The 13,506-nt window shown below is 40.3% G+C and carries 10 protein-coding genes; 6 read left to right on the top strand and 4 right to left on the bottom strand.

All coding sequences use genetic code 11. The features are described from left to right. Entirely contained in the window at nucleotides 1–2,352 is a 2,352-nt protein-coding gene (locus HWV58_RS22800; RefSeq protein WP_175636316.1) for a TonB-dependent receptor, read from the bottom strand. A gap of 131 nt (nucleotides 2,353–2,483) precedes the next feature. Here HWV58_RS22800 and HWV58_RS22795 point away from each other — a divergent pair, with 131 nt between their 5' ends. The 4 genes from HWV58_RS22795 to HWV58_RS22780 all read left to right on the top strand — a co-directional run bounded on the left by HWV58_RS22795 (nucleotide 2,484) and on the right by HWV58_RS22780 (nucleotide 5,978). Beyond that, nucleotides 2,484–3,275, top strand: coding sequence for an SDR family NAD(P)-dependent oxidoreductase (locus tag HWV58_RS22795; RefSeq protein ID WP_235972803.1), 792 nt, complete (start codon nucleotides 2,484–2,486; stop codon nucleotides 3,273–3,275). Nucleotides 3,276–3,879: 604 nt separating this feature from the next. Further along, a complete protein-coding gene (locus HWV58_RS22790) occupies nucleotides 3,880–4,686 on the top strand; it encodes a phytanoyl-CoA dioxygenase family protein (protein ID WP_175636315.1) in 807 nt (268 codons plus the stop codon). A gap of 156 nt (nucleotides 4,687–4,842) precedes the next feature. After that, nucleotides 4,843–5,538 (top strand): CDP-alcohol phosphatidyltransferase family protein, encoded by a 696-nt coding sequence (locus HWV58_RS22785; protein WP_175636314.1) that lies wholly within the window; start codon nucleotides 4,843–4,845, stop codon nucleotides 5,536–5,538. Next, entirely contained in the window at nucleotides 5,535–5,978 is a 444-nt protein-coding gene (locus HWV58_RS22780) for a GtrA family protein (protein WP_175636313.1), read from the top strand. Before HWV58_RS22785 ends, HWV58_RS22780 begins: the two co-directional genes overlap by 4 nt. A gap of 178 nt (nucleotides 5,979–6,156) precedes the next feature. Here the strand turns inward: HWV58_RS22780 and HWV58_RS22775 are convergent, their stop codons facing one another. From HWV58_RS22775 to HWV58_RS22765, 3 genes are all read right to left on the bottom strand, one after another. Further along, the gene (locus HWV58_RS22775) at nucleotides 6,157–7,245 is read right to left on the bottom strand and encodes a phosphotransferase enzyme family protein (protein WP_175636312.1); all 1,089 of its coding nucleotides are present in this window, start codon (nucleotides 7,243–7,245) and stop codon (nucleotides 6,157–6,159) included. A 114-nt stretch (nucleotides 7,246–7,359) separates the two neighbouring features. After that, entirely contained in the window at nucleotides 7,360–8,709 is a 1,350-nt protein-coding gene (locus tag HWV58_RS22770) for a Gfo/Idh/MocA family protein (protein WP_175636311.1), read from the bottom strand. A 134-nt stretch (nucleotides 8,710–8,843) separates the two neighbouring features. Continuing rightward, a complete protein-coding gene (locus HWV58_RS22765) occupies nucleotides 8,844–11,159 on the bottom strand; it encodes a beta-galactosidase (RefSeq protein ID WP_175636310.1) in 2,316 nt (771 codons plus the stop codon). Nucleotides 11,160–11,396: 237 nt separating this feature from the next. On the opposite strand from HWV58_RS22765, the gene HWV58_RS22760 reads away from it, so the two are divergent. Next, nucleotides 11,397–12,257, top strand: coding sequence for a chromate resistance protein ChrB domain-containing protein (locus HWV58_RS22760; RefSeq protein ID WP_175636309.1), 861 nt, complete (start codon nucleotides 11,397–11,399; stop codon nucleotides 12,255–12,257). 60 nt (nucleotides 12,258–12,317) lie between these two features. Then, nucleotides 12,318–13,499, top strand: coding sequence for a chromate transporter (locus tag HWV58_RS22755; protein WP_175636308.1), 1,182 nt, complete (start codon nucleotides 12,318–12,320; stop codon nucleotides 13,497–13,499). Nucleotides 13,500–13,506: the final 7 nt, after the last annotated feature.

The following is a 13,506-nucleotide window of genomic DNA, read 5'->3' as shown; positions in this document are numbered from 1 at the left end:
TTAAAATGCATAACCAGCTGACAGGTTAAACCTGCGTCCATTTCCCCTCACATAATTTATGTTACTTCCATAAAACTGAGATATAGCGGGGTAATATACTTTGTTTAACAGGTTTTCTACACCAAGCGATAGTCTTAATGGTTGGCTAACCTGATAAGCTGCTGCTAAGTTAAATAAGTTAAACGCTTTTACCGGGCCTTCGCCGATTAAATATTTGCCTGCAGCATTGGTTTTAAAGCGATCCCTGTTACCCACACGCATCCAGTTTACATCTAATGTCAGGTTTTTAACCCCCGAGTATTTTAGGTAGACTGTAGTTTTAGAAGGTGGGATCCGGGTGGTGTTCAGGTACACATCTTTATCACCATTAAAATTACCGTCGTTATCTACATCGCCTTTTCCTTCTACCTGTGCATAGTTACCGCCAATGCTCAAATCGCGCAGAATCTGATAATCAGCCTGTAGCTCGAAACCGTAAACACGTTCCGGAATGCGTTGCGAAATATAAGTACCGTTTACTTCTAACAGGTTGGCACCAAGTTTAGAGGTGCTGTAATAATAAGCTGCACTGAAGTTTAATTTACCTACAGTACTGCTAAAACCAGCTTCGTAATTGTTTACAATGATGGGTTTGGTTTCTAATTGCGATAAAGTATTGCTTTTAGCTGCTCTTAACACCCTACCCAGTTCGAAAACCGAAAACGATTGTGCGTAACTGATAAAAGGATTAAAAAATTTGAATTTAGAATACCTTGCACCTGCATTAAAAACAAATGCATTATAGTTTAATTTCCCGCCTTGTACGGCAATACTACCTGCACCGTTTGCACCAGTAGCCAGGGTGTTAAAATCATCAACATCTATATTGATATTTTCGGCCCTTAAACCACCTTTAATGGTTAAATCGTTAAAGAGCGTGGTTGATGCCTGCAAGTATGGAGCAAAGTTAACCATGTTCATGTTAGGCACCCATAAACGCCCATCAGTTAAGCTCTGGGCTGTTTTATCGTTCATTAAATCTAAACCGTAGTTTAAGGTTACCGGCACATTTGCTGTAAGGTTGAAAGGTGTGTTTAAATTTACCCTTGCTCCTTTTTTAGTAGAAGTAATGGCCGATTGACCTCCACCGAAAAACGAAGCAGAGTTAGAATAAATGGTATAGAAATCCTGATAATATAAATTGGCTGTTAAATCGGTTTTACCAAAAATCTGCTGACTGGTATACTGCAAATTGGCATTGTGGTTAAAGCGTGTACCTTCATCAACACCTAAGCGCGTACCATAAACCCCAATGGCTGGAGATTGCCCAAATACACCTTCTTTTGTGGTATAAAGCGAATGCTGGCGCGAGCTGAAATAATTGTACATCAATTGCAGGCGTTGTTTTGCGGTGAAATTATAACCCAATTTTACAAAACCATTGTAAGATTTGGTTTCGCCAAGACCATATTCGGGTGAGATAACCAGGCCTTCCGCATCGCGGTAAACACCCGTTTTTTCGTACATCCCGCTTACCAGATAATCGAATTTAGCTACCTTACCATAAAACTGCTGCGAAAAACGATAGCCTATGGTACTGTCGCCTTTCAGGTTTCCGGTTAAGCCGGCTTGTGTATAACCACCAAAAGCTTTTCCTTTATCACCATTTTTAGTAATGTAATTGATTAAACCACCTTCGGCACCATTACCATAAATGGCTGTTGCACCTTTAATAACTTCTACACGCTCTACAACAGAAGGATCGATACTGCGGATATCCCTTCCACCTGCCCTTAGTGGCGTAGATTGTGGTATCCCATCAATTAATACCAGCACGTTACGGCCACGTAAGGTTTGTCCGGAGTTTCCAGTCTGGTTAGTAGAAAAACCTAAACCTGGTACACTATAAGAAAGTATATTGGCTAAATTGGGACTAATGGTTGATTGTGTAGCCAGTTCTTTGGCAGCAAGCACGGTTACCGACGATGGTGTTTGTGATAAAGACTCGGGTCTTCTGCTGGCCGAAACAATCACATCATTTAAATCTGATTGCTGCTCTTTTAAGGTAAAGGTAACCGTAGTGGTATCATTTGCCTTAACCAGTACACTTTGTTCTAATTGATTATAACCGGTAATCGAAACCCTGATTTGCTGATTCCCTGCAGGCACAGCTATTAATTTAAATGTACCAAGTTTATCGGAAGTAGTTTTAAGGTTTTGTTTTTTAACCACAATGTTGGCAAATGGAATATTGTTGCCTAACGAATCAACTACCTTACCCCTGATTGCACCCTTATCGGTTTGTGCAAAAAGTGGCAATGCTGATAAAATAGAGAGTGTTAGCGCGATTAATCGGAGGTAAGTGTGTTTCATTAAAATTAAATTTCGGCAAAGCTAACATTATTTAGACTTGTTAAAAATAATAAAATAAAAAAAGATACTATTCCCAAATTTCCTTTGTTCGCGAGTATTATTGATATTAGCCAAAAAACTACCAGCTGTAAATGATGTCTGAAACAAACCCAACTTATGCCCTCATTACCGGAGCAAGTAAAGGAATAGGAAAAGCAATGGCCATTGCCCTGGCCAAAAGAAAAATTAACCTGTTGCTTGTTGCCCGTTCTGTTACTGCACTTGATGAATTGCAACGGGAGATTCAGGCCAGCTATGCCGTAAAGGTGCATAGTTTAGCGATCGATTTGACTGAACCCAATGCAGCTCCCGATCTCTATCAATGGGTTTTAAAGAAAGAGGTAAATATTTCGATACTCATTAACAATGCAGGTTATGGCCTGTGGGGCAATTTCGGAGCGCTTAGCCTGCCCGAACAATTGGAAATGTGCCAGTTAAACATGAACATGGTTACCTCACTTTGCCATTATTTCCTACCGATGCTACAAAAAGAAAAGCAGGCTTATATCCTGAATGTTTGCAGCACCGCAGCATATCAGGCCGTGCCTACCCTTGCGATTTATTCGGCTACCAAAGCTTTTGTGTTGTCGTTTACAAGGGCTTTAAGGTTCGAACTTAAATCGGGACCTGTTTCGGTTACCTGTTTAAGTCCCGGGCCTGTTGATACGGGCTTTGCCGAACGCGCCGGTTTAGATGCCTTTAGCAAAATGGCCGAAAAATTTAACATGAAACCCGATGATGTAGCTGAAATTGCCATTAAAGGCATGTTTGCCAAAAAATCTGAAATCATTCCGGGTTTTACCAATATCATCAGCGTTTATGCCAACAGGATTTTACCTAAAGCTTTTATCGAGAAAATGGCAGCCGGGATTTATAAAACCTAGTATTTGAGTGTTTTCAGGTAGCGGTTTTCAGTTAGCAGTTTGTAGTACTAATGAACCAATAATCAGTTTGCAGTTAGCAGTTGGTGGTTTGCAGTACTAATGACCAATGAACCAGTTTACAGTTAGCAGTTTGCAGTATTAATGAACCAATGACCGATGAACCAATAATCAGTTTGCAGTTGGCAGTTGGTGGTTTGCAGTACTAATGAACAATAACCAGTTTGCAGTTGGCAGTTTGCAGTACTGATGAACTAATGACCAATGAACCAATGACTAATGAACCAATTTTCAGTTAGCAGTTAGTAATCCTCCCCTACGACGAGTCTTTTTTAATCAACTGTACCAGGCCCTTTCTTCCGGCCGAACCGTATTAGATTCTGAATCAGCACAAAAAAAATAAAAAAATGAAATAAAATTCTTTGGAATGTTAAAAATATATTACGTTTGTATTAAATACTACTAAATCTATAGATTATGTCGGATAAAACATTTTTGTTTTATTTTCTACCAGTACCGAACCACTCGCCCATGCGAATGTGCTGTTGTTGCGCATAATACTAAATCCAATTTATCTTTTTCTTAAACTTTTAATTTTTTTTGACACATGGCAACATCGTATCCAACCTTTACCTTATCTGATCAATTAACTGCACAACAGCTCGATTTTTTTAATACACACGGATTTATCCATTTTAAAAACTTCATTAAACCTGAAACAGTTTCAGCCATTGTTGAGGCTTCTAAACAGGTAGAACAAAAATGGCTTCAGCAAGATATTAAGAAAATTAACGGGGTGCCTATTAAATACGGGAAAGACCTTGATGGTTCAGCCATTGTACAGCGCTTTGCCTTTATTAACCAGCACCACCAAACTTTAAGTGGCTTGCTCCTTGATCCACGCTTTAATGCATTGCTTCAACTGGCAGGCGAAGGTGCACGTTTAGGAACTGAAGAAAAAGACGGCATGGTATTTAACCATTACATTAACGGACCTGAAAGTAAGTTTAGCAAAATGGGCTGGCATACAGATGGTTTGAGGGATATTTTTTACGGTACCAAACTAAACCCTATGCTTAATGTAGGCATACATTTAAGTACTTTAAAACCAGAAAATGGTGGTTTAAAGATCATTCCAGGCACGCATAAGCAGAATATCTATCAAATGCTTTTCCGCAAAAAATACTTTTTAGATAACAAGCCCGATGCGCAAGAGGTATCCATTTTGCCACAGGCAGGCGATTTAACCATTCACGATGGCAGACTTTGGCACCGCGTAGCTGAATCGGCCATTAGAGGTGAAGAAAGCAGACGCCGTGTTATTTATGTGCCTATTATTGCCGGAAAATATGCGCCTAAGCACGAAAATAGTCCTACGGTATTTTATCAACGCTTTGCCGGAATCGTAAAATAAATTATGCTGTTTGTTTTACTTTTCAGTTACCTGGTCAGATCAGGGAAGCTAAAGCGCGCGGGTACTTTTGTTAAGGCTGCGCCCAAAAAAATTGGTTTAAAATTTTATCGTCCCGAAACGGCCATCATATTCGGGTTTATTGTAGCTGGAGCTTAAATGGAGTGTAATATAAAAAGAGAAAAAGTGGCTGTTGCAAACCCCAAATTATTTGCCGACAGAGAAAGAACGAACATTTTACGTGGCGGCGAGCAACAACTCATACTTTTTCTACTTAAAAAACTCCCCGGATGGGTATCACCTAATTTCATGACAGGTGTTGGCATGTTCGGTTCGATACTTGTTTTTGCAGCATTTATATTGGCGCACTTTTATGGCAGTATTTGGTTACTGATTGGAATTTTGGGCCTGCTGATTAACTGGCTTGGCGATTCGCTTGACGGCAGGCTCGCCTATTACCGTAACATTCCGCGAAAGTGGTATGGCTTTACCCTCGATATTGTTATGGATTGGTTAAGTATCGTTTTAATCGGCCTGGGTTATTATTTTTATGCCGATAACGTAAAACAAATACTGGCCTTTTTGTTTGTGGTGCTCTATGGCTGGTCGATGATTATTGCCTTGCTGAGGTATAAAATTACCGGTGCTTACCAGATCGATACGGGTCGCTTAGGGCCAACCGAACTCCGGGTAATCATAGCGCTAATTCTCCTCTCCGAAACCGTTATTACCGGTACTATTGGCTATTTCGGTATGGCCATTTGTGCATTGCTTTTGATTATCAATATTACTGATACACTAAAACTGCTTAAAGACGGCGATGCCAGAGACAAAGCAGATAAAGGAAGCCGATGACCTGGGAATCGATTAAACTATTCTTAAAAGCGCAGGTATCAGCATTTTCGGGCGGGCTTACCGATTATGGCCTAATGATCCTATTAACCGAATTACTGCACATTCATTTTACCATATCCATTATCATTTCGGGTACAGTAGGTGGAATTGTAAACTTTTGTATTAACCGTTTCTGGGCCTTTAAAAGTAGCGGTGGCTACCATAGTTCGGCTAATAGCCAGTTTATCTGTTTTTTTATGGTGGTGTTGGGCAGTATTTCTTTAAAATCAGCGGGAACATATCTGCTCCACAGCAGTTTAAATATAGATTATAAAATTGGCCGGTTATTGATTGACAGTGTAGTATCTTATGGATTTAACTATCCGTTAATGAAATACTGGGTGTTTAAGGCAAACAACCTCAACTGTCAGCTTGTTGAAGAACGGAAAACGCTCACTTAACAGAAAAATGCCTGTATAAATTGATTATTAAGGGTTTAAAACCAATAAACAGCTTAAAAAACTACTTATTTACCGTAAATAACAAACGTTTGCGCTGAAATTGCAACAATAAAGGTAAAAAGTGATGTCCAGCTCAAACGATGAAGCATAAAAAACTGAACACCTTACCTTTACCTTATTAGTTTAATATCCTGGGTTCATTCACCCTATCAGCATTAATCTGCTTAACAATTTCTTCAAATTTGGCTTCTTTAGCCATGTATTTATTTAATAAATCGAGTTGATTTAATCCCCTAACGAGGTTGTGTTCAGGGTAATTCGTTTTATAATAAACATCGCCATTTAAAAAGTCGGTAATGAACCTAACGGCCTGCATATAAATCATAAACTTACCGGCATAAATAAAGAATTGTTTTTCGGCAAAGCTTAAAACCGAATCCATTTCTTCCATATAGCCTTTGTGTATAGCAGCAAAAACATCTTCCCTGATTGCTATTTTATTAAAATCGCGTTCCTCTTCGTTCGCTTCAGAAAGATAGGTACGCATCATATCGCCAACATCGCTAATGAAATAGCCTGGCATCACCGTATCCAAATCAATTACGCAAAGCCCTACACCTGTTTCTACCTGCAACAACACATTACTTATTTTAGTATCGTGGTGTATCACACGGAGGTTAAGCGCACCGCTATCTACCATGTGTACATATTGTTCTTCAATTTCGAAAAGCCTGATAATTTCTTCTATAGGCAGTTTTGCTTCCGCAATCCTTACATCGCTTGCATTTTCTAAAGCCACTTTAAACTGCTCAACCCGAAGGGGCAGATTGTGAAAATCTTCGATTGTAGACTTTAACTTATTTACATTGAAAGCGCCCAGCATTCTGGTAAATTTACCAAACTGCTTGGCAGCATGATAAGCCTGCTCTGGTTCCTGCACAAAATCAACTGAGCAAGAGTTTTCTACAAAAGGGAAAATACGGTAAAAATGATCGTCGATCACTACAAAATCATCGCCACTTGTGGCGGTAATTGGTGCAACAAACAAATATTTGGGAGCGGTTTGATCCAGATATTTTTTTATCGCCTCAATATTCCGGGCTATGTTTAGGGGCTCCCTAAAAACTTCGGTATTTACCTCTTGCAAAATATAGGCAACACCATCGCCATACACTTTCCAGGTATGGTTAATCAGGCCAGAGCCGAAAGGTTCTGTTTTTAATTTTTCTACGTTAAGTCCATAAGCACCTAAGACTTCTTGAAACATAAGATGGTAATAATATATATAAATGTGTCGGGCAGGTTATTAAAGCCCATCCCGAATAAAGTTCTGGTTAAAAATATGTGGGTAATACCTTGCAGTACTACCCATAAAAAAGGACTAAAATCCGCTATCGTCTAAAGCGAAAGTATTTTTACGGTCTTTCCATTTACCTTTGGTAAAATCAGGGAATTTTTGTGGCATATTTCCTTCTTTTAACGATTTGGTAGAAAGTGGTGTAATAACACTCATGGTTACCGAGTCATAAACATCAATTGGGGTTTGTTTTTTCTGTTTTACCGCCTGGATAAATCCATTAAACACAAACCAGTCCATACCACCGTGACCAGCGCCTACAGCTTCTGCTTCGTATTTTTTCCAAAGCGGGTGATCGTATTTAGCAAACCATTCGTCAGCTTTATCCCAGGCATGATCTTTCGATTTATGCTCGATGTGTACCGATTTGTTTACATCCATCCAAAGTCCGTTTGTACCCTGAACCCTGAAACCGATAGAGTAAGGACGAGGCAAGTGTGTATCGTGACTTAACATTACCGTTTCGCCGTTTGCACAGTTAATTAAGGTAGTGGTTACATCACCATTTTTATAGTTGATTTTTGCATTTGGGTGACCTGGAGAAAGTTCTTCTACATAAGCAGCCAATCCTCTTGCTTTCGAACTGAAAGATACCAGATTGGTAAAGCTGTTACCTCTGTTGATATTGGCATATTGCATGATCGGGCCTACACCGTGGGTTGGATATAAATCACCATCCTGATCGATGTTGAACTGCGTACGCCATTGTGCCTCGCTTAAAGCTTTTGGTCCGTATTCTACACCACCTCCATAATAATCTTTACCGTTATTAAATAATACGTTTCTTAAATTGTGCTGGTAACCACCTTCTAAGTGAACCAACTCACCAAATAAACCCTGGCGCACCATGTTTAAGGCTGCCATTACGTCTCTACGGTAACAAACGTTCTCTAAAGTCATGTAAGGCATTCCGGTTTTCTCAGAAGTATTTACAATATCCCAGTGATCCTGAACAGTTAATCCTGCAATAACTTCACAACCTACATATTTACCAGCTTTCATGGCATCAACTGCCTGATCGCGGTGAAACTGCCATGGTGTAGAAATAATTACGGCATCGATATCTTTACGCTCGATAAGTTTTTTATAAGCATCTACCCCACCGGTATATTCGGTAGCTGCAGGTCTTCCTTTTTTAGCGATGAAATTACGGCAAACTTTAAGCGAGCTTTCCTGAGTATCGCAAATAGCTACAATTTCAACATCGTCTCTTAATGCACCTTCAGAAATATGGCTCATGCCACGTGCACCTACACCAATATAACCTACTCTTACTTTGGCACTGTCTGATGATGCGAATAAACTTCCTGTTGGCAGGATGGTTAAACCCGCCGCTGTGACTGCACCACTTTTGATAAAATCTCTACGTTCCATTTGTGTTTTTTATGTTTATTATTTAAGTTTAATTGATCGTAATTGCTACTGAACAAACGTTTTACTTGCTGTTATTTAGCTGTTTTTAAATTCACATCTGCTTAACTTTCAGTAGTTCATCCCTATGCATCTACTTATAAATTTTTAAATGGTTTCTGGTTAAAATATAATCTGTAATCTTTAATTCTGCCATTGGCATTATCTTGTCTTGGCAACAGTTTCAATGCCTTAATGCTGTAATTTTTGCCCAGGTCTATTACAATCTGGTGCGGTGGCTTTGGCGATTTGTTTTCCCATTCCGTATGCCAGATACTGGTAAACTGCAAATCAAAAACGTTTGCTGCATTTCCATCATCACTGCCTAGTTCCTCGCTATCTGCATAAACAACTTTCCAGTCGCTACGCGGTATTTCATTGCCTTTATCATCAAGCAGCACAATTTCTGCTACCGAGGTATAAGGTTGTCCTTTTTGTTCTGATAATGCTTCAAGACAAAAATATCTGGCATTAACAGGTTTAAAATTCACTGTCTGCCATTTGTTATCGTTTGCAAAAGTGCCCTCTGCATAAGGTTGCTGTGCATCTGCAAGCCATTTCTGGCCGGCTTTACGGTGCAGCTGAGGTTGCTTTTCGTTTACAACATCCAAAATTGGTTTATCCAAAAAGCTTAATGCCGGGTTTAGGGTACCAAATAAATCGAAAACCACCACTTCGTTGCTTCCCTTTTTTAACCAGCTGCCTGGCACGAGCATGGTTTGCGTTGGGCCGATATTCCAGTATCTGCCCAAGCACATTCCATTTAACCAAACTAATCCTTTATTCCATTTCCCGATATCGAGGTAGGTATCTTCTAATTTATCGGCAGTGAAACTCCCTTTATAAAAAGCAGCACTTGCCGGCTGGTGGTTAAGTTTTTCGTAACGGAGCGGGATATTTACATCTCCCAGTCTGATCGGATAATTTTTCCAGCCTTTTAACTCCCGCTGTTTTCCGTTTTCGCTAAGGTAAACTGCACCATGTATTCCTTTCCAATCGTGCATCTGGTAACCATAGTTTACCCTACCGGTTGCCTCTACCAATACTTTTAATACGCTTTTGCTTAATCTGGCCGGTATTTCTATGCTAAATTTCCCTTTTCTTCTATCCAGCTCCCCAATCTTTTTACCATCAATATATACCAAAGCATAATCGTGTATATCTTTAAAAATAAGGTTAGCTTTTTTACCTGCACTTAAACTGGTTTCGTACAGCACACAACCAAAATCCTGGTTCAAATCTTCCATTAACAGTGCAGTATCAGCCAAAGTTGCTTTGGGCATGTTTTTATTTAACACTGCTATAGCTGAAAAGGTAACAGGTTGCAATTTTTGAATCTTATTTGCTGGTGGAACATCAGGCAAAACCTCTCCTTCCTGCAGATAATTGGCAAATAGATTACGGATAGCATAAAACTTCTCAGTGGTGTTTCCTGCTTCATCAATAGGTGCATCGTAATCGTAACTGCTGGTTTGAGGCAGGTATGGAGGTGCATTGGCTCCACTGTAGGTACCAAAGCTTGTGCCACCATGGGCCATATAAATACTGAAAGAGGCTTTATGATCGAGCATGTACTTCAGCTCAGTAATAATTCTCTGGGTATCGCCTTTATGGTGTGGCCTGCCCCAGCTATCGAACCAGCCCGGGTAATATTCGCCACACATTAATGGCCCTGTAGGTTGTATAGCCCTTAAAGCTTTAAAATTGGCTTCGGGGTTGCTCCCAAAATTTACAACGGCAAACAATCCTTCAGGGTGGTCGTTCTTTAACTGTGAAGGTCCGTCGCAATGGAATAAAGGAACATTAAAGCCAGCTTCCTGTAGATTGGCTTTAATGATGTTCATATAATCTTTATCATTACCATAGCTGCCGTATTCGTTCTCTACCTGCACCATGATAATGTTGCCACCTTTTGTTATTTGTAGCGGAGCAAGCTGTTTACCTACTTCGAGGAGGTATTTTTTCGACCGGGCTAAATAATATGGATTTTGTGTGCGCAAACGGATGTTTTTATCTTTAAGCAGCCACCAGGGGAAGCCACCAAACTCCCATTCGGCACAAGAATATGGTCCGGGTCTTAATATTACGTATAAACCAACCTCTTTTGCCAGTTTACAAAATTCGGCAGCATCACTTTGCGCTGTCCAGGTAAACTGATCGGGTTGTTTTTCGTGCATGTTCCAAAAAAGGTAAGCACAAACGGTATTTAAACCCATAGCTTTCGCCATTTGCAAACGCTGTTTCCACTCTGCTTTCGGAATACGCGCAAAATGCATTTCGCCACAACGGATCACATAAGGTTTACCATTAAGCTCAAAAGATTCGGCACCTATAGTAAAGGTTTCTGCTTTTTGAGCCCGGCTACCAGCTGATATGCTGATTAACAGTGCTAACGTAAATATTTTTTTAAGCAAGGAGACGTGCATTCGTTAAGGTTCTGTTCGGTTTTGTTGATTTGTATTTTTAAAAATAGAACAAGCAAGCGAGCAAAACAACATAAATGTCAGCGCAAACGATTGTCTAATTTTTGCATTACCTGTTTTAACCGATGTAAACTAAACCATACCTTATATAGCATCAAGCTGAATTAAACGAGCCTCAATATATTAATCCGTATCCAATGTATATCTTTATAACCTTATACTTGAATAATGAAATGGATTACGCGTGAACACCCCAAAATAGACCGAATTGCTTGTCCATGGTTAATTAAGCGCTTTATTGATGCCGATGCAGAAATTATCTATGTTCCGGCCGGTGAGGTACTGGATAAGGCTGCAGAACTGGGTGCTACTCCTTTTGATATGCCCGATGTAGAATATACACATTACGACGATCAATGCACTTTCGATTATTTCATTAAAAAACATCAGTTAAAAGATGCCGCGCTTGACAGGTTAGCTGCCATTGTGCGCGGGGCAGATACCGACCGCCACGACTTTGCGCCGCAAGCTGCAGGCCTCGAAGCCATATTCTCGGGCCTGGCCTACCACAGTACAAACGACCATGAATTACTGGCTTTTGGTATGCGGATATACGATGGCCTCTATAGCTGGGCAAAACATCTTTATAACAAAAAACACACACAGGCAGGTCCTGTTGAACAAATGCTGCTGAATATCTTTACCCAATACCTGCAACAAACCAAAGGGAAAAAAGCACCGGTTTGGGCTAAAGCACTTAAAGAAATGATACAGGACCAAATGGACACCAACATGAATTTAAGTCTGCAGCAGGTATCAGATGAGCTGGAGATTAATCCAACTTACCTTTCAAGAGAATTTTCCAAATATTTCGACAACTTGTCTTTTGGAGATTATATCCGGAAAATGCGCATTGAAAAAGCAGTAGTACTGATTGAAACAACAGCCTATTCATTAACAGAGATTGCTTACCTCACCGGGTTTTCTGACCAAAGCCATTTTAACCGGATTTTTAAAAAACAAACCGGCGAAAATCCTTCTTTCTATAGAAAAAGGATACAAAAAGGTAAAAAGGATACAAATAGTTAAATCCGTACAATTATAGCATTTACCTAATGCGCAATATTGTAGTGAAATACAATTTGCCTGATGGATAAACAGCCTGATCACCCTAAACCACGCTACTCGCTTGCCGCAATCACAACCTATTTTTTAAAACTGGGCACCTGGGGTTTTGGCGGCCCTGTTGCGCTTGTGGGCTATATGCAACGCGATTTGGTAGAACAGAAAGGATGGCTAAGCGAAGAAGAATATAAAGAAGGGCTCGCACTGGCACAACTGGCACCCGGCCCGCTGGCAGCACAACTTGGCATATACATTGGTTTTGTACATTATGGTTTGCTGGGCGCTACGCTTACAGGCCTGGCTTTTGTCCTTCCATCATTTATCATGGTGGTATTATTGGGTATGGCTTACCAGCAGTATGGTGGTTTAGCCTGGATGCAAGCCGTATTTTATGGGGTTGGCGCTGCTGTTATTGGCATTATTGTAATGAGTGCTTACAAACTAACCATTAAATCCATCAGCAGGTTTGAACTTGCCGCCATGAAAGCTAAATGGCTGTTGTGGCTGTTTTATATTGCCGGTATCGTAATTACGGTGATTACCGAAAGAGAAGAAATTTTACTTTTTCTGGGTTGCGGCATCTTATATATGCTGATAAAAGCCCCGCCCAAATGGGCAAAAAAACCGGCTACACTCCCTGCTGTGTTGTTGATAAATACAGGGTTCTGGACTTATGAAGGAAAAACCCTGCAACAAATTGGCTGGTTCTTTGCCAAAGCCGGTGCATTTGTATTTGGCAGCGGACTTGCTATTGTACCTTTTTTACATGGTGGTGTGGTAAAAGAATTTGGCTGGCTTACCGAAGCACAGTTTGTAGATTCGGTAGCGGTTGCCATGATTACCCCCGGCCCTGTAGTAATTACAGTAGGCTTTATTGGTTATTTGGTTGCGGGCTTTCCGGGTGCCTGTATTGCAGCTTTGGCAACCTTTTTGCCATGCTACCTCTTTACCGTTGCACTTGCACCATTCTTTAAAAAAATTGCAAAAAACACCAGTATCAAAGCATTTGTTGATGGCATTACAGCCGCTGTTATTGGTGCCCTGGTGGGCTCGGTAATTGTAATCGGCATGCGCTCCATTAAAGATATTCCTACCACACTAATAGCCGTAGCGGCAGTACTGGCACTCATTTACATTAAGAAATTGCAGGAGCCCTATCTAATTGGCATTGCTGCAATTATTGGCTTACTCATCAAATTTGTTTAATAAAATT

It is taken from the genome of Pedobacter ghigonis, assembly GCF_903166585.1.
In the GTDB taxonomy this organism is placed as follows: Bacteria; Bacteroidota; Bacteroidia; order Sphingobacteriales; family Sphingobacteriaceae; genus Pedobacter; species Pedobacter ghigonis.
Note: the sequence above shows the minus strand (reverse complement) of the source record. Positions and strands in the feature narration are given on the sequence as shown.